This window comes from Tistlia consotensis USBA 355 (assembly GCF_900177295.1).
In the GTDB taxonomy this organism is placed as follows: Bacteria; Pseudomonadota; Alphaproteobacteria; order Kiloniellales; family DSM-21159; genus Tistlia; species Tistlia consotensis.
Genome location: NZ_FWZX01000024.1, coordinates 88,882 through 107,514, shown reverse-complemented (window position 1 = coordinate 107,514; position 18,633 = coordinate 88,882). Strand labels below are relative to the sequence as shown.

Here is an 18,633-nt window from a genome sequence, read left to right as displayed (position 1 = left end):
CTCGTCACCCCGCCGCCGGGTCGCCCAGGCGGTCGCGGCCGGGCGGGTCGAGGCCCAGCCAGGCGGCCGCCAGCAGCGCCGCCGGCACCCAGACCAGCGGCACCAGCTCGCCGAGCACGCGCACCTCGTAGAGGTTGGCGACGACCAGCAGCACCGCCAGGAAAGGCGGCGCCGCGAGCAGCGAGCGGCGCAGCGCGGCACGCGGGATGCGACGCCAGAAGATCAGCACCGGCAGCCAGGCGCCGCCGAAGGCCGCCAGCAGGACCAGCGAATCGACCGGCTGGTGGACCAGGCTGAGCAGGTTGTCGAGCAGCTTGAAGGCCGCCAGGCCCTCGCCGGGCAGCGGCCCGACCGCCGCCTGGATCGCCAGCTTGATCGCCAGCCAGGCCGCGGCCTGCAGCGCGATCGCGAGGCCGAGCCGCCACAGCGGCCAGCGCGGCCAGTAGAGCGCCAGGAACAGGAAGGCGAAGAGGAAGGAGGTCTCGCGGTTGACCGTGGCGAGCAGGAAGACCGCGGCGTAGAGCCACGGCCGGCGCTGCAGCAGGGCCAGCCAGGCGGCCGCCGTGAAGGCGATCTGGACCAGGTCCCAGGGATACCAGAAGCGCAGGTACTCGAGGGCGACGAAGAGGCTGAGCAGCGGCAGGAAGACCAGCGCGACGGCGAGGCGCGCGAGGCGGCGGTCGAGCTCGAAGTGCCGGAACAGCCGGTCGAGCAGGACCAGCAGGGCGAGCAGCGCCAGCCAGTCGAGCAGCAGGATCGCCGCCTCGCGCGGCAGCCCGAGGGGGCCGATCAGCAGGGCCAGCGCGCCGACCGAGAGCACGCGGTACTGGAAGGGCGAGGCCGCCTTGCCGGCGAGCAGCAGGTCGAGGGTCGCCGGCGGATACTCCAGCCCGGCGCCGTGGTGCAGGTCGGCGAAGCGCAGCGCCAGCAGCGTCAGCACCAGCCAGTAGAACGCGGTCCAGACCCGGCTCATTCGGCGACCGCCACGCCGCCCCGGCCGCCTGTCCCGCCGCGCGGCCGCAGCCGGCGCAGCCAGAGTCGCGCCGGCCGCTCGAACTGGCGGTTCACCAGGTGAGCCGAGAGGAGGCAGGCCGGGGCCAGCAGCAGGAACCAGAGCAGGGCCTGCCCCGGGCCGAAGGGGAAGCCGAGCAGGTGCACCGCGACGAAGAGGAACAGGCCGAGCAGCAGGGCGTGGATCATGTATAGGGCGTAGGAGATCTCGCCGAGCCAGCGCAGCGGCCGCGCCTCGAGCAGCCGGCCGAGGCGCCCGCGGTTGAGCGCCGCGGCCAGCACCAGGGGCGGCAGCAGCAGATAGCTCAGCAGGTCCGGCGCGCGGAACTGCAGCAGGATCAGCAGCAGCAGGCCGAGGCCGAGCAGGACGGCGTCGCCGCCGATCAGCCGGCCGAGCGGCCGCTCCCGCCAGGCCGCGTAGCGGCCCTGCAGCAGCACGCCGAGCCAGAAGCCGAAGAGGCAGCGCAGCAGGCCGAGGTCGTAGGAGCGGTCGAGCTGCGCCACGGGATCGAGCCCGGCGAGCCAGACCAGGCCGGCCAGGCAGCCGGCAGCGACGGCGGCCTGCGCCGGGCGACCGCCGCGCCCGAGCAGCGGGAACAGCAGGGGGAAGACCAGGTAGGCGGCCCACTCGGTCGAGATCGACCAGGAAGGGTGGTTCCATAGCGGCACGGGGGCCTGCGTGCCCCAGGCATGGGTCAGGGTCAGGTATTCGCCGAGGGTTGCGGCGACCCGCCAGGGCGGCAGCGCCTCGGCCGCGCCGAGCAGCAGCCGGATCAGCGCGATCGCCAGGACGGCGCCGAGCACCAGCAGGTGCAGCGGATAGAGGCGCGACAGCCGAAGGACCAGGAAATCGCCGTAGGCGCGGCCGCCGAGCCGGCCGAACGAAGGTCCGTAGACATGGGCGATGATCAGGCCGCTCATCAGGAAGAACAGGTCGACCGCCAGGTAGAACTTGTCGGCCAGGCCGGTCCAGCGCGACAATTCCAGGTTGTTTACGAGCCAGCCGTTGTAGTGACCGGCGAAGATCGCCAGGGCGGCCAGGCCGCGCAATGCGGACAGGTTCGGTATCTCCTCCGCCGCCTGCGCCACCCCGCGCGCCCTCCTTTCACGAGCCGGTCCGCGCCACCATAGCGCGAAACGCCACCGGCTCGCCAACGCGGCCTTGTGTTTGGCGCGAACGCTACGATATTTTGCGCTCCGCGTCGCGGGCCCGTAGCTCAGCTGGATAGAGCGCTTCCCTCCGGAGGAAGAGGTCTGGGGTTCGAATCCCTACGGGCCCGCCAATTCTTTTCGACCGAGCGAGCCGGGAGAGGGCCTCCACCCCGTGCGAAGCATCCTGGGATCGGTCGCGGCCCTTCTGCTCTCTGCCGGCATCCTGGTCATGGGCAACGGCCTGCAGGGCACGCTGCTGCCGGTACGCGCCCAGCTCGAGCACTTCTCGACCCCGGCGATCGGCCTGATGGGCTCGTTCTACTTCATGGGCTTCGGCCTGGGCTGCGTGCTCGGGCCGCAGATCATCAAGCGGGTCGGCCACATCCGCGCCTTCGCCGCCCTGGCCGCCCTGGCCGCCGCGGTACCGCTGGTCCACGCGATCTTCCCGCATCCCTGGCCCTGGACCTTCCTGCGCACCGTCACCGGCCTCTGCTTCGCCGGGCTCTATACGGTGATCGAGAGCTGGCTCAACGAGCGCTCGACCAACGAGACGCGCGGCCGGATCCTGTCGCTCTACGTCGTCGTCAACCTCTTCGCCATCGTCTGCGGCCAGATGCTGATCGGCGTCGGCCACCCGATCGGCTTCCAGCTGTTCAGCCTGGTGGCGATCCTGGTCACCCTGGCGGTCGTGCCGATCGCCCTGACCACGGCGATGGCGCCGAAGCTGCCGACCACGGTGCACCTCAGGCTGCTGCGGCTCTACAGCCTGTCGCCGGTCGGCTTCGTCGGCTGCCTGATCGTCGGCATCACCAACGGCGCCTTCTGGACCCTGGCGCCGGCCTTCGTGACCGCGACCACCGGCACGACCGACAGCGTCGCCTTCTTCATGTCGGTCGCGGTCGCCGGCGGGGCCCTGCTGCAGTGGCCGCTCGGCCGCTTGTCCGACCGCTTCGACCGGCGCTGGGTGATCATCGTCGGCTGCCTGGCCGCAGCGGCCAGCGGCATCTGTCTGTACCTCTTCGGGCCGGTGCCGCTCGGGCTCTATCTCGCCGCCGCGGGATTCGGGGGCACCTCGCTGTCGATGTATGCGCTCTGCGTCGCCCACGCCAACGACTACGTCGACCCGGCCGACGCGGTCGAGACCTCCAGCGGCCTGCTGCTGACCTTCGCCGCCGGCGCCGTCGTCGGGCCGTTCCTCGGCTCGCTCGCCATGCAGCACCTCGGCCACGGCAGCCTGTTCGTCTACACCGCCTGCTTCCACCTGCTGCTCGCCGGCTTCGCCCTCTACCGGATGCGCCGCCGCGCGACCCTGCCGAGCGACGCGAAGGAGCCCTTCGTCGCCGTCGAGCCCCGGCTCAGCGCCCAGGTCTTCGAGCTCGACCCCCGTGCCGAGCCGAGCGACGGCGGCGAGCCCGCCGAGCCCGCGGCCGGCGGCGCGGCCGGGCCGGAGCGGGACGCGGAAGGCGACGCGGCGGCGGCCAGCCACTGAGCCGGATCCCTCGACGCGGGGCCGGGTGCGCCGGGTTAACCCTTCAGCAACGGCCTGCACGGCAGACTGCGCGCCATGTCCGCCCAGCTCCGCCCCCTGGCCAAGCAGCCCGTCCATTCCCTGCGCTCGCGCGCCCATCGGGCGTGGCTGCTCGCCGAGGGCGACCACTTCCTGGCGCAGTACTTCCAGCGCATCGATCTCAAGGTCGCGGCGACCTTCACGCCCGAGCAGCGGACCGCGCTGAAGCAAATGTTCGGCGACCTCAACAAGGGCAACCACCTGGTCGACTTCCGGCACTCCCTGCCGATCGGCCGGAAGCGCTTCTACCTCGTCGTGCTGTTCGGCCACGAGCGGCGCGAGCTCGACCGGCTGCGCGCCGAGGGCGTGGTCTCGCGCTCGACCACCATCTTCATCTACCTGCTGACCCTGCTGATCCTCGCGGTGCCGCTCGTCGGCCTGTTCTACATGCTGAAGACCGCGGCCGGCATCGAGCTGCCCGTCGACGGCAGCGCCGCCGGCTTCCTGGACGGCCTGCGCGCCCAGATCGCGACGCTCTTCGGCGGCGGCTGAGCCCGCCGCCCGGCACGGGCCGGCGCCCTTCCCGCTCGAGCCCCGGATTTCCTAGTCGGGCCTCCGGCCGCCGCCATCCTGGCCGGGATCGAGGAAGCGGGCGGCGAGCGCGCCATCGGGCAGCCAGCAGGCCTGTGTGCGACCGAACCACCGGTAGCGGCGGCGCCCGACCCAGTCGTAGACGGCATCGCGCAGGCCCCGGGGCACCAACAGCAGCAGCGCGGCGAGCCGCCAGACGCCGTCGAGCCGGGCCGCCGTCTGCAGGGCGGCCGTCGACTTGCGGTAGACCCGGCCGTCGGCGATCAGGATCATCGTCTCCAGGCGCTCGCCGGCGCCGCCGCCCTCGGCCGCCCCGACAGGCTCGGCGGCGCCGAGCAGGCGCTTGGCCGCCTCCGACTGCAGCGGCGCGAAGCGGAAGCGACCGGCCGGATCGTGCCGGACGACGAAGCGCACGACCCCGGCGCAGAGATTGCACACGCCGTCGAACAGGATGACCGGGCCGGGGCCGTCAGCAGGCGAGGTCATGGCGCCCCCTGCGGTCCGGCGGCCGCGCGAAGGGCTCGCCGAGCGGCAGGATCCAGTCGTCGGGGCCCCAGCTGTGCGGCTGCGCGGCCAGGTCGATCGTCGGGTCGACGAGGAGCTGCGGCGGGCGGCCGTTGAGCGAGACGCAGACCCGGGCGCGGACCTCCGCCCCGGCGACGCCGTGCCGTTCGACCCAGACCGCGGCCAGGTAGTGCGCGAACTGCCGGACGAGGTCGGGCCAGGTCGCCATCTTGCGCGCCTGCCAGGGCTCCAGGAACTGCGAGCTGTCGACCTGCCAGGTCCGCCCGGTCGCCGGGTCGCGCACCGTGAAGTCGGCGGTCGCCAGCTTGTCGCGCAGCTTCATCATCCAGGCGAAGCGATGCCCCTCCTCGGTCCAGCTCGGATTGCCCGGATAGAGCCAGTGCCGCGCCGGCACCAGCACCTGCAGGGCGAGCCAGGCCGCAATCAGCCCCAGGACCAGCCGCTTGCGGGCGCGCGACGGCGCCGGCCAGTCGTCGGCGCTCGGCCGGGCCCTAGCCACGGCTGCCTTCCCGCCCCGCCAGCGGCCCCGACCGGATGCGGTCGGCGAGGCCGGCGACGAGGCGGCGCGGCCAGTCGGGCGACAGGAACATCAGGGTCCCGGCGATCGCCAGCCAGGGAAAGATGCCGATCTGGAACAGGACGTGATTGGACAGGTGGAACAGCAGGTAGACGACCACCACGTAGCCGCGGGTGCGGCGGAACAGCAGCAGCGGGGCGCCGACGAGATGCAGCAGGATGCTGCCGTAGGAGGTCAGCGCGGCCATCCAGTCGGTATCGAGCAGCGGCCCGACGACCGGCAGGTAGTCGCGCCGGGCCAGCCACATGCCCATCGGCTCGAGGCGCAGCCAGTCGGCGTTCACCTTCACGATGCCGGCGTAGAGGTACATCACCTCGAACTGCATCCGGATCAGCCAGACCGACCAGCCCGGCACGCTGCGCCGGCGAAAGCCGGGCCGCAGGGCGGCGTCCAGGGACCAGTCCCGGTTCGCCGGCACGACGCACAGCAGCAGGGCGAGCAGGATCACCAGCACGAAGTGGTTCAGGTAGAGCGTCTGGTCGAGCAGGAAGACGTAGGCGAAGCCGACCAGGAACAGCAGGCAGGCGAGCCGGTAGAAGGCCCCGAGCATGATCAGGGCGGCGAGCAGCGCCAGACCGGCAAAGTGCCAGTAGAGCCCGTCGCCCGGCCAGGGCGCAACCCAGCCGAAGCCGCGATAGGTGAAGTGGAAGACCGGCTCGAGGAACTCCTCGTGGATCCAGTCGTGCGCGATGAAGCGCAGCGACTCGACCAGCAGGATGAGGCCGAAGGCAACGCGGAAGAAGACGAGCGAGGCACCGTCGACCGGCCGGAACAGCGCCGCATCGACACGCCCGGCCAACCTGCCGATCGATCCCGGCCCGCTGCCCTCGGACCGCACGCTCATCGCACCGTCACCCGGCGTCGCCGGCTAGTCGTCCCAGCTGTGCCCGCCGCCCTGGCCGGGCGGGCAGCCGCCACCCCAGCTGCCGCCGTCGTCGTCGTCGCCGCCGCCGTGACCATGGCTGTTGCCATGGCTGCTGCCCGGCGGACCGCAGGGCGTCGGCAACACCGTCGCGTTGGCCGAGCGGTCGACGCGGATCAGCGTCGGCGCCGAATAGGCGATCGCCGCGGTCAAGCCGAGCTTCACCAGCGCCCTTCGCCGGCTCTCCATCGGCTTCGTTTCCTCTGCCATCGGCTCCTCCCGGAACGGACCTAGGACACCAACAATCGCGCAGGGACCGTTTACAGGCTGTTTATGCTCAGTCGAATAGCACAGCCACCGGCACAAGAACAGCTCCAGCCGGCCACCGACCGGCTCTCAGTTGTGACCCGGCGGGCAGCCGTTCTTGCCGCCGCCACCACCGCCCGGCGGCTCGCACGGCGTCGGCAGGACCTTGGCGTTGGCCGAACGGTCGATGCGCACGAGGGCCGGCGCGACGTAAGCAACGGCGCTCGCGAAACCTAGGCGCGCCAGGGCGGCGCGCCGCGACAAGCCGCCCGACGTCTCTGGCACAGACGTGCCCGTGACGGACTCTGGAAGTCTCTGCCCGCTCATCGCACCATGCTGTCTCTGGAGGATGTGACATCCGCGTGCGGATGTCGCAGAAGCGCCGTATCCTGTAAGCGAAATGTAAATATGCCGTTATCGACGACTGTCAAGCCCGAGCCCGCCGATCCGGTCGCCCGGCAGGTCGCGCGCGGCGTCTGCCGGCTGCTCGACCGCCTGGGCCACGTCGGGCTGACCGAGTTCGTCCTGCGCTCGGGCCGGCGCGCCGACGTCATCGCCCTCGGGCCCGGCGGCGAGCTGACCATCGTCGAGATCAAGAGCTCGCTCGCCGACTTCCGCGCCGACGGGAAGTGGCCGGAGTACCTGGCGTTCTGCGAGCGCTACTACTTCGCCGTGCCGCGCGGCTTCCCGCTCGAGGTGCTGCCCGAGGACCAGGGCCTGATCCTGGCCGACGGCTACGACGCGGCGATCCTGCGCGAAGCGGAGCACCGGCCGCTGGCGGCGGCGCGTCGCAAGGCGGTGACCCTGCGCTTCGGCCAGGTCGCGGCACGGCGCCTGCAGCTGCTGCTCGACCCACAGGGCGCCGACCCCGGCCGGCCGGCGTGACCGCTCAGCCGGCCAGCTTGCGGATCGTCGCGCTGGTCGAGTGTCCCTGCTTGAGCTCGGCCAGCACGACGCGCCCGCCGTAGCTCTCGACGACCTCTCGGCCGACCACCTGCTCGACCGTGTAGTCGGCCCCCTTGACCAGGACATCGGGCCGGATCTGCTCGATCAGCTCCAGGGGCGTGTCCTCCGCGAAGACGACGACGCGGTCGACGTCGGCCAGCGAGGCCAGCACCGTGGCCCGTGCCGCCTCGTCCTGGATCGGCCGGCCGTCGCCCTTCAGGCGCTTGACCGAGCTGTCGCTGTTCAGGCCGACGATCAGCCGGTCGCAGGCGTCGCGCGCCTGGTCGAGCAGGTGGATGTGGCCCGGGTGCAGCAGGTCGAAGCAGCCGTTGGTGAAGCCGACCTTGAGCCCGGCGCGGCGCCAGTCGGCCGCCTCCTGCGCGGCGGTGCGGGCGTCGACGACCTTGAGCTCTGCGCCGCGCAGGCGCTGGGCCTGGGCCGCGCGCAGGATCTCCGCGGGATAGGCGACCGCCGTGCCGCGCTTGCCGACCACCACGCCGGCGGCGACGTTGGCCAGCTGCGCCGCCGTCTCGGCAGCGGCGCCGGCGGCGAGCGCCGCCCCGAAGGTCGCCAGCACCGTGTCGCCGGCGCCCGAGACGTCGAAGACCTCGCGCGCCTCGGCCGGCAGGTGCACGGAGTCGCCGTCGCGGCGCACCAGGATCATGCCCTGCTCGCTGAGCGTCGCCAGCACCGCGTCGATGCCGTGATCGGCGATCAGCCGGCGGCAGGCGGTGACGACCTGGTCCGGCTCGCCGACCGACAGGCCGCTCGCCTCCTGCAGCTCGCGCCGGTTTGGCGTGACGAAGGAGGCGCCGCGATAGAGGCTGTAGTCGCGGCCCTTCGGGTCGATGACCACCGGCAGGCCGGCGGCCCGCGCGGCCGCGATCAGGCGCGGCAGGCGCTCGTGGCGCAGCATGCCCTTGCCGTAGTCCGACAGCAGCAGGGCCCTGACCTCGCCGAGCTGGCCCTCGGCCAGCTCCAGCAGGGTCTCGACGATCGCCGGCTTGGCGAGCTGGTCGGCCTCGCGGTCGGCGCGCAGCAGCTGCTGCCCGCCGGACAGGAAGCGCTCCTTGATCGTCGTAGTGATCGTCGGGTCGACCAGCAGGCGCGCGCCGCCGCCCAGGATCTCGCCGGCCAGGCGCTGGATGTCGCGGCCGGCGACGTCGTTGCCGACGGCGGTCAGGAAGTGCGGCGCCAGACCGAGCGCCGCGAGGTTGCGCAGCACGTTGCCGGCGCCACCCAGGGTCGCCGACTCGCGCTCGATGCGCAGCACCGGGATCGGCCCTTCGGGCGAGATCCGCTCGACCCGCCCCTCGACGAAGCGGTCGAGCATGGCGTCGCCCATGACCAGGACCGGCGTGTCCAGCAGCGACTCGAGCAGGCCGGGCAGGTCGGCGGCGAGGCGCTCTCCCGCCTGCCCCCGCACGCCCTGACCGCTGGTCATTCCTCGTCCTCGACCAGGCCGAGCCGGCGCTCGAGGGCGCCGCAGAGGATCTGGCCCAGCATGATGTGCATCTCCTGGATGCGCGCCGGGTTGTCGCTCGGCACGCGGATCAGCGGATCGGCGAGCTCGGCCATGGCGCCGCCGTGGCCGGTGAAGCCGGCCGCGACCAGGCCCCGCTCGCGCGCCACCTTCAGAGCCGCCAGCACGTTGGGGCTGCGCCCGGAGGTCGAGATACCGATGGCGACGTCGCCCTTGCGGCCCAGGGCCTCGATCTGGCGCGCGAACAGCCGCTCGAAGCCGAGGTCGTTGCCGACCGCGGTCAGCGCCGAGCTGTCGACCGTGAGCGCGATGGCGGGCAGCGCCGGGCGGTCCTTGCGGTAGCGCACGACGAGCTCGGTCGCGAGATGCTGGGCATCGCCGGCCGAGCCGCCGTTGCCGAAGAACAGCAGCTTGCCGCCGTCGCGCACCGAGGCCTCGCAGGCGTCGAGCAGGCGGCCCATGGCCGCGCCGGCGACGCCGCGGGTCGCGCTGAAGACGCTGGCGTGCTCCTCCAGCTCCGTGGCGAGGTAGCGGTCGAAGTCGAAGCAGGAGGTGGAGGTGAACAAGGCGAGACCCGGCCGGCTGCCGTGACGATGGGCCCGTTCGCTACCCGATGCGGCGGCCACTTGGCAAGGCAAAGCTGGCCGGTTCGCCCGCCGCGGGACCCCATGCTATAGAGCGGGCGACGAGGGGCGGGGCCGGAGCCTGCGCCGCGGAGGCGGCCTGAGGGCGGTTCGGGGAGCGATGCGCATACTGGTCCACGACTATTCCGGCCATCCCTTCCAGATCGAGCTGTCCCGCTGGCTGGCCCGCCAGGGCCACGAGACGCTGCATCTCTACTCCGCCGGCATCCCGACGCCGCAGGGCGGCGTCGCGCGCCGCGCCGACGATCCGCCGGGCTTCGCGGTCGAGCCGGTCGGCGACACGACGCCGGTCGCGAAGTACGACCTGCCGCGACGGCTCAGGCAGGAGCGCGGCTACGGCCGGGCCCTGGCCGCCCGCGCCGCCGGCTTCGCCCCGGAGGTCGTGCTGTCGGGCAACTGCTCGCCGCAGATCCAGCGCCACCTGCAGCGCTACTGCCGGCGCCGGGGCCTGCGCTTCCTCTACTGGCTGCAGGACCTCTATGCCGACGCAGCGATCCGCTTCCTCGGCCGGCGCAGCCGGCTGCTCGGCCGCCTGGCCGCCCCGCTGCTGCGCGGCTTCGAGGCCGAGACCCTGCGGCGCAGCGCGGCGGTGGTCGCGATCACCGAGGACTTCCGGCCGGTCCTGGAGGCGCGCGGCGTCGCGCCGGAACGCATCGCGGTGATCGAGAACTGGGCGCCGCTCGCCGAGGTGACGCCGCTCGCGCGGCGCAACGCCTGGTCCGCCGGCCAGGGGCTCGACGGCCGCTTCGTGCTGCTCTACGCTGGCACGCTCGGCCTCAAGCACAATCCCGAGCTGCTGGCCGACCTGGCCCGCGCCTTCCGGGACGATCCCGAGGTCCGCATCGTCGTCGTCTCCCAGGGACCGGGCCGCGACCACCTGGAGCGGGTCAAAGCCGCCGAGGGTCTGGCCGGGCTGATCCTGCTCGACTGGCAGCCCTACGCCCGGCTGCCCGAGGTGCTGGCCAGCGCCGAGGTGCTGCTGGCGATCCTGGAGCCGGAGGCTGGCGTGTTCGCCGTGCCCTCCAAGGTGCTGACCAGCCTCTGCACGGCACGGCCGATCCTGGCGGCGATTCCGCCCGAGAACCTGGCGGCGCGCACCATCCTGGCGGCCGGCGGTGGCCTCTGCGTCGCGCCCGGCGACGCGGCCGGCTTCGTCGCGGCGGCCCGGCGGCTGCGTGGCGATCCCGCCCTGCGCGAGCGGCTGGCCGCCGACGGCCGCGCCTATGCCGAGCGGACCTTCGACATCGAGCGCATCGGGCCGCGCTTCCTGGCGCTGCTGGCGGGCGGGCCGTCGTGATCGCCCGGCGCCTCGTCAAGCTGCTGCGCCTGCTGGCCTCGCCGGCCGGGCGCCGGGGCCTCCGTCACGGCGTCGCCATGACGGTCGAGCACGAAGCGGTCCTCGCCGGCCTCGCGCCGGCCTCCGTGCTCGACGTCGGGGCCAACAAGGGGCAGTTCGCCCTGCTCGCGCGCCGCCTCTACCCGCAGGCGCCGCTCGTCGCCTTCGAGCCGCTGCCCGGCCCGGCGGCGCGGTTCCGCAGGCTGTTCGCCAACGATCCGAAGGCGCGGATGATCGAGGCCGCGGTCGGTCCCCTCGAGGCGGTGCTGACGATGCACGTCTCGGCCCGGGAGGATTCCTCCTCGCTGCTGCCGATCGGCGCACGCCAGGTCGAGGTCTTCCCGACGACCGCGGAGACCGGTACGCGGCCGGTGCGGGTCGCCCCCCTGGACCGGCTGCTGCCGGCCGAGGCGATGCCGGCACCGGCGCTGCTGAAGATGGACGTCCAGGGCTTCGAGCTCGACGCCCTCAGGGGCTGCGAGAGCCGGCTGCCGGCGGTCGGCTGGATCTACGTCGAGTGCTCCTACGTCGAGCTCTACGAGGGCCAGGCCCTGGCCGCCGAGGTCGAGGCCTGGCTGGCCGAGCGCGGCTTCGCCCTGAGCGGCCGCTTCAACCTGCTGAGCGATCCGGCAGGCAATCCGATCCAGGCCGATCTGCTGTTTGTCCGCTCGGAGCCTGATCCGATCATATGATTCCAGAGCGCGATTCACCGACCGGGGCGAGCCGGCCTGATCGGATCGCGCTCCAACCTCAGCTTGACGAGATACCAGTCGATCAGCAGGCGGAAGCAGAGCGTCTGGTGCCAGTAGAAGCGCCAGCCCCACCAGCCGTCGCGGAAGCCGCCGCGCAGCAGGAAGCGGTAGGCGAACAGCAGGAACGGCCGGACCAAGGGCGGCAGGCCCTCGTAGAGCCGGCGCAGCGCGCGCTTGCGCTCGACCGGGCTGCCGCCGAAGCGGCCGGCGATCACGCCCGGCCGCGGTCCCGCCCCGCGCCGCAGCTGCTCGGCCTCCAGCCTGGCCCAGCGCCGGTGCCGCGCCTTCCAGACCGCGAAGGAGCCGCGCATGTCGTCGATCATCGGCGCCGACAGGCGCTCGGTCGGGCCCTCGACGTAGAAGTGCTGGTCGTAGAGCCGGTCCTCGCAGCGCCCGCGGCCGCGCCGGAACAGCCGCAGGTGCCAGATCGGGTACATGCCGCCGTGGCGCAGCGGCTGGCCGTGGAAGTGCACCAGGCGCGGCAGGTAGCAGCCGGCGAGCGCCGCTGGCGCCCCGTCGAGCAGGCCGCGGATCTCGATCGCCAGCTCGGGCGTCAGCCGCTCGTCGGCGTCGAGATGCAGCTCCCAGTCGCCGGTCAGCGGCAGGTTGTCGATCGCCCAGTTGCGCTGTGCGCCGTAGTGCTCGAAGGGGTGCTCGACCACCGTGGCGCCGGCGGCGCGCGCGATCTCGGCCGTGCGGTCCCGGCTGCCCGAATCGACGCAGAAGACCTCGTCGGCGAGTCCCGCGACGCTGTCCAGCGTCCGGCCCAGCGTCGCCTCGGCGTCGAGGGTCAGGATCACGACCGACAGCGTCATGGCGGGCGGCTCACGGCGACAGGGTCCCCTCGACGACCGCCCGATAGCCGTCGCACAGCCGCGGCGTGACGGTGGCCCAGTCGAAGCGGGCGCGGGCCGACGCCCGGGCCTGGCGGCCACGCTCGGCGAGGAGTTGGGGATCGGCGAGCGCCGCGGCCAGCGCCTCGCTCAGCGAGTCGACCTCGGTGCGGCAGATCCAGCCGGCCCGGTCCGCCTCGACCTCGCGCCAGATCGCGACCTGGTCGGAGATCACCACCGCCAGGCCGGAGGCCATCGCCTCGACCACCGCCAGCCCGAAGTTCTCGCGGTAGGACGGCAGCACGAAGAGCGCGGCGTCGGCCAGGGCCGCGCGCTTGGCCTCGCCCTGCAGCATGCCGGTGAAGGTGACCCGGCCCTGCAGCCCCAGATCGGCGACCCGGCGCTCGGCCCCGGCGCGCGCGCCGCGGTCCGGCCCGGCCAGCACCAGCTGCAGGTCGGCACCGCCGGCGACCAGCCGCGCGAAGGCCGGCACCAGCAGGTCCAGGCCCTTCTTGGCGTCGAGCCGGCCGAGGAACAGCAGGATCGGCCGGTCGCCGACGCCGGGATGAGCGGCGCGGAAGCCGCCGGGCGCGGGCAGCTCGGCATAGTCGCCGGTCGCGAGGCCGAGCGGCACGACCAGTGACGGCCGGCCACGGGCGTAGGGCCGCGCCAGGAGGCGCTCGTCCTCGCTGGTGTAGTGCAGGGCCGCCGCCGCCTCGATGTCGCGGTTCTGGAAGGCCAGCTCGATCGGCGCCTTGGCCCAGCGCCGGCGCGGCCAGACTGCCGGATCGAGGGTGCCGTGCGGGCGCAGCAGGTAGGGCACCCCGGCGGCGCGCGCCGCGCGCGGCGCGACGAGGCTGTGGAACAGATAGAGCGAATGGAGGTGCACCAGGTCGAAGCGGCCGGCGTCGCGCCACAGGGCCCGGGCCAGCGGCCAGGACCAGCACCAGCCGTCGTGCCAGCGGTGCCGGAAGTAGCGGTAGGCGACGCCGTCGCGCAGCAGCGGCCGGTCGTTCGGCAGGTCGGTCCGGCCCTCGACGCTCCAGTCGGTCGTGTAGACCGCGACCTCGTGCCCGGCGGCGGCGACCGCGCGCGCCATCTCGATGCAGGCGCGGCTGGGGCCGCCGAGCTGCAGGTCGAGATTGGCGATGACGTGAAGGATGCGCATGGCCGCTCGGAGTCGATAGGCGCGGCCCGCCGGCAGGCAGCCGGGTCCCCGTGCTAGGTCTCTGTTCCGCCATCCCTTATAACAGCTCGCCATGGGGGCGACCATCGAGGCGGGCGGGAGCGGGGGCGGCGTGCGCAGCATCCGCGGCGTGCGCCTCGTCAGCGCGCGGAGCGGGCCGGCCGCGGAGCTCGGGCGGCTGGAGGCGCGGCTGGCCGCCTTCTACGCCGCCGACGAAGGCTACTTCGAGTTCGCCGAGTCCCTCGACCACAGCCGCTTCTACGAAGCGCTGCGGCCCCACATCGAGGCGGCGATGACCGAGCGACGCCGACTGCGCGTCCTCGAGTTCGGTGCCGGGCGCAGCGGCTTTCCCGACTGGCTGGAAGCGGTCGGGCTGCGCCAGCGGATCGAGCTGACGGCCCAGGACGTGACCGCGCTCAACCGCGACTGGCTGGCCGCGCGCTGCGAGGCGGTGCTGCTCGGCGACGCGGCGGAGGGCCTGGCCGGCGGCCCCTACGACCTGATCTTCTCGACCTTCGTCTACGAGCACCTGGTGCGCCCCGACCGGGTCGTCGAGGCCTGCGTCTCGGCGCTGGCGCCGGGCGGCCTGCTGGCGATCTTCAGCCCGGCCTACGTCATGCCCGGCTACGTCCCGCCGGCGCTGCGCGCGCGGCCGCGGGCCCAGGGCCTGACGGTGACCCTGTTCCTCTGGCTGCAGGCGCTCAAGGTGCGCCTGGGCGGACGGCCGAACTTCTGGGTCGCGGCGGAGCCGGCGCTGTTCGAGCGGGGCTACTTCGTCGACGCCGACGCGGTGCACCTGGTCGCCCCCGCCGACCTCGACCGCCTGCTCGCCGGGCGCGCGGTCCGACGGCCGCTGCGCCTGCCGGCGCAGGGCTTGGCCGACTGGGTCTGGAGCCGCTTCCTGCTGCTCGCGGCGCTCTACGAGAAGCGCTGAGGCGCGGCCACGCGCTCGAACAGGTCGAGGAAGCGCCCGCTGACCGCGGGCAGGGAATAGCGGGCGGCGGCGGCCAGGGCACGCACGCGCAGGGGCGCGAGGTCGCGCGCGCCGGCGAGCAGCGGCCGCAGGGTCTCGGCCAGGCTGGCGACGGGATCGGCGGCGCGATGGTCGAAGCGGAAGCCGTCGAGCCCCGGCTCCAGGAAGTCGGAGAAGCAGTCGAGGGCCGAGACGATCGGCACCGCGCCCATCGCCATCGCCTCGACCGGCGCCATGCCCAGGGCCTCTCCGGTCTCGGCGAGCGAGGGGTAGCAGAACAGCGAGGCCCGGCGGTACTGCGCCCGGAGCGCCGGCTCGTCGTAGAGCGGCCCGACGAACTCGACCCGCTCGCCGAGCGGCGCGGCGAGCGCGCGCAGCCGCTGCAGATAGGCCTCGCCGCCGCCGCCCGCCGCGACCTCGTGGGGGCCGACCAGGACGAGCCGCCAGGTCCCGGTCGCGTCGGCGAGGCGCACGAAGGCCTCGATCAGCAGGTGGACGCCCTTCTCCGGATGCAGCCGGCCGACGTAGAGCAGCCGTGCCGGGCGCTCGTCCAGCGCCTCGGGAGCGAGCGGCGCGAAGGCCTCGGTCAGCGGCCCGCCGACCGTCGCGGTCCGGCCGACGAACTGCGGCGCCTCGCGCTCGACCGCGGCGGCCACCGCCCGTGACATGGCGGCGACCAGGCCGAGCCGCGGATAGAGGCGGTACTGGCCCTTCGGCATGCGGCCGGCGTAGTGGATCGGCACGCCGAAGCGGGTGCTGCGCACCAGCAGGGGCAGGATCACCGAGTTGATCAGCAGGATCTCGGCCGGCGGCAGCACCCGGAGCACGCGCCGGCAGTAGAGCGCCTCGGCCAGGCGGAAGGCGAGGCGCCCGGCCGGGGCGTCGCCCGAGGCGACCCGCCGGTGGCTGAGGCCGCCCTGTTCCTCCGCGTCCGGCAGGCCGGGAAAGCGCCGCGAGACCAGGGTCACGCGATGGCCGCGGTCGGCCCAGTCGCGGCCCAGGGCGAAGCACATCTTCTCGACGGCGCCGCCGCGCAGCGGCGGCACCGGCAGGAAGGGCCCCATGACGACCGTGATCCGCATCCCGCTCAGGCGGCGCCGGCCGGGCGCTTCTGGAAGTAGGCGTACCAGGTCGCACCGAGCGCCGCGGGCGTCAGCCGGAAGACCAGCAGCATCAGCCCCCAGAGCAGCACCGAGCGGCCGAAGTAGGCCGGCTCGTTGTTCATGGTGTGGATGGCATGCAGCCAGCGGGCTTCCGGGAAATGGCGGCGGAAGGCGCTGCGCGTGTTGAGGCGGTAGCGCGTCGGGTAGACGCCCTCCGCCGGCCGGCGGCCCGGCTGCAGCCGTCCGAGTACCCGGGCGTGCCAGCAGTTCGGCACCAGGTTGGTGCCGATGCCGATGTAGCCCCAGCGGTTCGGCGTGCGCACGCAGAGCCAGCCGCCCGGCTTCAGCACGCGCTCCAGCTCGGCCGCGGTCGCCGCCGGATCGTCGAGATGCTCGAAGACGCAGTCGGCGACGACCAGGTCGACGCTGGCGTCGGCCAGCGGCAGCGACCCCGAGGGCGCGATCGTGTGACACTCGTCGAAGTAGGGGTTGTCCTGGACCCGCGGGTCGACGTCGAGGGCGATCGCCCTGCGGCACTTGCCCTTCAGCTGGCGCAGGCGCCGGCGCCAGGGAATCTGGTCGCCGGCGATCGAATGGCCGGGGCCGGCGCCGAAGTCGAGCGCGGTCATCTCCGGCTGCAGCAGGGCCTCGACCCGGACATAGAAGGCGATGGTGCCGTCGGTATGGCTGAAGCCGCCGGCCGCCCGTTCAGGATAGAACCTGTCCTCGACGCTCTTCACCGCCCTCGCCCGCCTCGCCGCCGACTTTCCCGCCGCCGCGAGCCTAGAGGAGATGGCGGCCCGATGGAATCGCCCAGGCGGCTTTCTCGTCCGGGACGATTCGCCCCTATGATCCAGCAGACGATACGCTTCGCGGGCCTCGACCTTCGCCAGTTTTGCCGGCAAGCTTCGCACCGACCGCTTGCGCCACCGCTCCGGCTCGGTGCGGCAACCCAGAGGCTCGAACCCCCCAAGGACGCATGTGCGGCATCGTCGCGATCTACGCCCATGACCAGCGCGCGGCACCCGCCGAGCGGACCGAGGCCATGGCGATCCGCGAGGCCATGGTGCAGCGCGGACCCGACGGCGAGGGGCTGTGGCAGGATCCCGACCGGCGCCTCGCCCTCGCTCACCGTCGCCTCGCGGTCCTCGACCTCAGCGCGGCCGGCGCTCAGCCGATGCACGACCCGGCGAACGGCAACGTCATCGTCTTCAACGGCGAGATCTACAATTTCAGGGCCCTGCGCCGCGAGCTGGAACAGGCCGGCGAGCGCTTCCGCTCGGACAGCGACACCGAGGTGCTGCTGGCGCTCTACCGGCGCGAGGGCATCGCGATGCTGCCGCGGTTGCGCGGCATGTTCGCCTTCGCGCTGTGGGATGCCGAGCGCCGCGGCCTGCTGCTGGCACGCGATCCCCTGGGCATCAAGCCGCTCTACTGGTCGGACCGGGGCGGCACCTTCCGCTGCGCCTCCCAGGTCAAGGCGCTGCTGGCCGGCGGCGCGCTGCCGCGGGAGGAGAACCCGGCGGCGACCGTCGGCTTCTTCCTGCTCGGCTACGTGCCCGACCCGCACACCGTCCAGCGCGGCGTCGAGGCCCTGGAGCCCGGTCACAGCCTCTGGGTCGACGAGGGCGGCGTGCGGCCGCCGCAGGCCTTCTTCTCGCTCGGCCGGATGCTCGCCGAGTCGGCCCACCGGAAGCCGGAGATCGAGGCCTCCGCGGCACTCGACGACTCGGTGCGCGCCCATCTCGTCGCCGACGTGCCGGTCGCCGTCTTCCTGTCGGCCGGCCTCGACTCGACGACCCTGGCCAGCCACGCCGCGGCCGCCGGCGGTGCGCTCTACAGCGTGACGCTGGGCTTCGAGGAGCTGGCCGGCGGTCCGGAGGACGAGAGGCCGCTCGCCGAGCGCGCCGCCACGGCCTTCGGTTGCCGGCACCGCAGCCGCGTCGTGCCGCACAGCCATTTCACCGCGACCCTGCCGGCGCTACTCGCCGCCATGGACCAGCCGTCGATCGACGGCGCCAACACCTTCCTGGTCGCCGAGGCGGCGCATACCGCCGGCATCAAGGTCGCGCTCTCCGGCCTGGGCGGCGACGAGCTGCTCGGCGGCTATCCCAGCTTCCGGCAGCTGCCCGCCCTGGCACGGCTGATCAGGCCGCTGGCGCCGCTGCATCCGTTCGGACGTCTTCTGCGACGGGTCAGCGCCCCGCTGCTGCGCCACCTGACCTCGCCGAAGTGGGCCGGCCTGCTGGAGTACGGCGGCAGCTGGGGCGGCGCCTACCTGCTGCGCCGCGGACTCTACATGCCCTGGGAACTGCCGGAGTTCCTCGATCCGGACCTGGTCCGCGAAGGCTGGCGGGCGCTCGCCCTGGAATCGCGGCTGGAGGCCACGGTCGCCGGCCTCGACAACGACCACCACCGGGTCTGTGCGCTGGAGACCGCCTGGTACATGCAGGGCCAGCTGCTGCGCGATGCCGACTGGGCGGGCATGGCCCATTCCGTCGAGATCCGCGTGCCCTTCGTCGACGTGCCGCTGCTCCAGGCGCTGGCGCCGCTGCTGACCCGGCCCGATCCGCCGGACAAGCGCAGCCTGGCCCGCCGGGCGCCGCGGGCCCTGCCGCCCGAGCTGTTCGAACGCCCGAAGAGCGGCTTCGTGGTGCCGATCCGCGACTGGCTGCTGGCCGGTGCCGGCGGCGACGAGGCCGCGAAGCTGGCCCGGGCCCGCGGCCTGCGCGGCTGGGCCCGCTTCGTCCACTCGCACTTCCACTGATCGGGAACGCCCGACACCCCTCGATCACGATCAAGAAATATAATACATTTCAAAAGATTAGAGGCGCGACTCATTCGCCG

The 18,633-nt window shown here is 73.2% G+C and carries 19 protein-coding genes and 1 tRNA gene; 8 read left to right on the top strand and 12 right to left on the bottom strand.

All coding sequences use genetic code 11. The features are described from left to right. Positions 1-4: 4 nt before the first annotated feature. Complete coding sequence (locus B9O00_RS23335; RefSeq protein WP_085125148.1) at positions 5-973, bottom strand: hypothetical protein; 969 nt, start codon at positions 971-973, stop codon at positions 5-7. Further along, entirely contained in the window at positions 970-2,100 is a 1,131-nt protein-coding gene (locus tag B9O00_RS23330) for an acyltransferase family protein (RefSeq protein ID WP_159460306.1), read from the bottom strand. Before B9O00_RS23330 ends, B9O00_RS23335 begins: the two co-directional genes overlap by 4 nt. Before the next feature lie 117 nt (positions 2,101-2,217). On the opposite strand from B9O00_RS23330, the gene B9O00_RS23325 reads away from it, so the two are divergent. The 3 genes from B9O00_RS23325 (at position 2,218) to B9O00_RS23315 (ending at position 4,222) form a co-directional block, all read left to right on the top strand. Next, positions 2,218-2,294: transfer RNA gene (locus B9O00_RS23325), tRNA-Arg, on the top strand. 41 nt (positions 2,295-2,335) lie between these two features. Further along, the gene (locus B9O00_RS23320) at positions 2,336-3,652 is read left to right on the top strand and encodes an MFS transporter (protein WP_089229776.1); all 1,317 of its coding nucleotides are present in this window, start codon (positions 2,336-2,338) and stop codon (positions 3,650-3,652) included. Positions 3,653-3,727: 75 nt separating this feature from the next. Then, the gene (locus B9O00_RS23315) at positions 3,728-4,222 is read left to right on the top strand and encodes a hypothetical protein (RefSeq protein WP_085125146.1); all 495 of its coding nucleotides are present in this window, start codon (positions 3,728-3,730) and stop codon (positions 4,220-4,222) included. Positions 4,223-4,273: 51 nt separating this feature from the next. Here the strand turns inward: B9O00_RS23315 and B9O00_RS23310 are convergent, their stop codons facing one another. From B9O00_RS23310 to B9O00_RS23295, 4 genes are read right to left on the bottom strand one after another with little or no spacing between them, the layout of a single operon-like run. Beyond that, on the bottom strand, positions 4,274-4,747 hold the full coding sequence (locus tag B9O00_RS23310) for a thiol-disulfide oxidoreductase DCC family protein (protein ID WP_085125145.1): 474 nt from the start codon (positions 4,745-4,747) through the stop codon (positions 4,274-4,276). Further along, positions 4,731-5,285 carry an HTTM domain-containing protein gene (locus B9O00_RS34065; protein WP_085125144.1) on the bottom strand — a complete coding sequence of 185 codons (555 nt, stop codon included), beginning with the start codon at positions 5,283-5,285 and terminating at the stop codon, positions 4,731-4,733. Before B9O00_RS34065 ends, B9O00_RS23310 begins: the two co-directional genes overlap by 17 nt. After that, the gene (locus B9O00_RS34060; RefSeq protein WP_085125143.1) at positions 5,278-6,207 is read right to left on the bottom strand and encodes an HTTM domain-containing protein; all 930 of its coding nucleotides are present in this window, start codon (positions 6,205-6,207) and stop codon (positions 5,278-5,280) included. The genes B9O00_RS34065 and B9O00_RS34060 overlap by 8 nt, the downstream gene beginning before the upstream one ends. Positions 6,208-6,231: 24 nt before the next feature. Continuing rightward, entirely contained in the window at positions 6,232-6,495 is a 264-nt protein-coding gene (locus tag B9O00_RS23295; protein ID WP_143596331.1) for a hypothetical protein, read from the bottom strand. 444 nt (positions 6,496-6,939) lie between these two features. Here B9O00_RS23295 and B9O00_RS23290 point away from each other — a divergent pair, with 444 nt between their 5' ends. Next, on the top strand, positions 6,940-7,416 hold the full coding sequence (locus B9O00_RS23290; protein WP_085125141.1) for an MmcB family DNA repair protein: 477 nt from the start codon (positions 6,940-6,942) through the stop codon (positions 7,414-7,416). Positions 7,417-7,420: 4 nt separating this feature from the next. Here B9O00_RS23290 and rfaE2 read toward each other — a convergent pair whose 3' ends face one another. After that, positions 7,421-8,821: a D-glycero-beta-D-manno-heptose 1-phosphate adenylyltransferase gene (gene rfaE2 / locus B9O00_RS23285; protein WP_322111215.1), complete on the bottom strand. Its 1,401-nt coding sequence runs from the start codon at positions 8,819-8,821 to the stop codon at positions 7,421-7,423. Between the two features lie 95 nt (positions 8,822-8,916). Further along, positions 8,917-9,474, bottom strand: coding sequence for a D-sedoheptulose 7-phosphate isomerase (locus tag B9O00_RS23280; protein WP_437123431.1), 558 nt, complete (start codon positions 9,472-9,474; stop codon positions 8,917-8,919). A gap of 229 nt (positions 9,475-9,703) precedes the next feature. Between B9O00_RS23280 and B9O00_RS23275 the strand changes: the two genes are divergently transcribed. Next, the gene (locus B9O00_RS23275; protein ID WP_085125138.1) at positions 9,704-10,900 is read left to right on the top strand and encodes a glycosyltransferase; all 1,197 of its coding nucleotides are present in this window, start codon (positions 9,704-9,706) and stop codon (positions 10,898-10,900) included. Further along, positions 10,897-11,631: an FkbM family methyltransferase gene (locus B9O00_RS23270; protein WP_200808635.1), complete on the top strand. Its 735-nt coding sequence runs from the start codon at positions 10,897-10,899 to the stop codon at positions 11,629-11,631. Before B9O00_RS23275 ends, B9O00_RS23270 begins: the two co-directional genes overlap by 4 nt. Positions 11,632-11,645: 14 nt before the next feature. Here the strand turns inward: B9O00_RS23270 and B9O00_RS23265 are convergent, their stop codons facing one another. After that, positions 11,646-12,506, bottom strand: a complete 861-nt coding sequence (locus tag B9O00_RS23265) for a glycosyltransferase family 2 protein (RefSeq protein WP_085125137.1) — start codon at positions 12,504-12,506, stop codon at positions 11,646-11,648. Positions 12,507-12,516: 10 nt separating this feature from the next. Then, positions 12,517-13,692, bottom strand: a complete 1,176-nt coding sequence (locus tag B9O00_RS23260) for a glycosyltransferase (RefSeq protein WP_159460305.1) — start codon at positions 13,690-13,692, stop codon at positions 12,517-12,519. A gap of 130 nt (positions 13,693-13,822) precedes the next feature. On the opposite strand from B9O00_RS23260, the gene B9O00_RS23255 reads away from it, so the two are divergent. Further along, a complete protein-coding gene (locus B9O00_RS23255) occupies positions 13,823-14,644 on the top strand; it encodes a class I SAM-dependent methyltransferase (protein ID WP_159460304.1) in 822 nt (273 codons plus the stop codon). Here the strand turns inward: B9O00_RS23255 and B9O00_RS23250 are convergent. Together B9O00_RS23250 and B9O00_RS23245 are read right to left on the bottom strand one after the other, a co-directional pair. Next, the gene (locus B9O00_RS23250; protein ID WP_085125134.1) at positions 14,629-15,765 is read right to left on the bottom strand and encodes a glycosyltransferase family 4 protein; all 1,137 of its coding nucleotides are present in this window, start codon (positions 15,763-15,765) and stop codon (positions 14,629-14,631) included. The two genes, B9O00_RS23255 and B9O00_RS23250, sit on opposite strands and share 16 nt — an antisense overlap. Positions 15,766-15,770: 5 nt before the next feature. Next, the gene (locus B9O00_RS23245) at positions 15,771-16,526 is read right to left on the bottom strand and encodes a class I SAM-dependent methyltransferase (RefSeq protein WP_085125133.1); all 756 of its coding nucleotides are present in this window, start codon (positions 16,524-16,526) and stop codon (positions 15,771-15,773) included. A gap of 239 nt (positions 16,527-16,765) precedes the next feature. Here B9O00_RS23245 and asnB point away from each other — a divergent pair, with 239 nt between their 5' ends. Next, positions 16,766-18,553, top strand: a complete 1,788-nt coding sequence (gene asnB / locus B9O00_RS23240) for an asparagine synthase (glutamine-hydrolyzing) (protein ID WP_085125132.1) — start codon at positions 16,766-16,768, stop codon at positions 18,551-18,553. Positions 18,554-18,633 lie beyond the last annotated feature (80 nt).

Bases quoted from the DNA above. Each gene is read 5' to 3' on its own strand.
- B9O00_RS23335 (WP_085125148.1), bottom strand. From the start codon at position 973: ATGAGCCGGGTCTGGACCGCGTTCTACTGGCTGGTGCTGACGCTGCTG.
- B9O00_RS23315 (WP_085125146.1), top strand. From the start codon at position 3,728: ATGTCCGCCCAGCTCCGCCCCCTGGCCAAGCAGCCCGTCCATTCCCTG.
- B9O00_RS23310 (WP_085125145.1), bottom strand. From the start codon at position 4,747: ATGACCTCGCCTGCTGACGGCCCCGGCCCGGTCATCCTGTTCGACGGC.
- B9O00_RS34060 (WP_085125143.1), bottom strand. From the start codon at position 6,207: ATGAGCGTGCGGTCCGAGGGCAGCGGGCCGGGATCGATCGGCAGGTTG.
- B9O00_RS23295 (WP_143596331.1), bottom strand. From the start codon at position 6,495: ATGGCAGAGGAAACGAAGCCGATGGAGAGCCGGCGAAGGGCGCTGGTG.
- B9O00_RS23290 (WP_085125141.1), top strand. From the start codon at position 6,940: ATGCCGTTATCGACGACTGTCAAGCCCGAGCCCGCCGATCCGGTCGCC.
- rfaE2 (WP_322111215.1), bottom strand. From the start codon at position 8,821: ATGGGCGACGCCATGCTCGACCGCTTCGTCGAGGGGCGGGTCGAGCGG.
- B9O00_RS23275 (WP_085125138.1), top strand. From the start codon at position 9,704: ATGCGCATACTGGTCCACGACTATTCCGGCCATCCCTTCCAGATCGAG.
- B9O00_RS23265 (WP_085125137.1), bottom strand. From the start codon at position 12,506: ATGACGCTGTCGGTCGTGATCCTGACCCTCGACGCCGAGGCGACGCTG.
- B9O00_RS23260 (WP_159460305.1), bottom strand. From the start codon at position 13,692: ATGCGCATCCTTCACGTCATCGCCAATCTCGACCTGCAGCTCGGCGGC.
- B9O00_RS23250 (WP_085125134.1), bottom strand. From the start codon at position 15,765: ATGCGGATCACGGTCGTCATGGGGCCCTTCCTGCCGGTGCCGCCGCTG.
- asnB (WP_085125132.1), top strand. From the start codon at position 16,766: ATGTGCGGCATCGTCGCGATCTACGCCCATGACCAGCGCGCGGCACCC.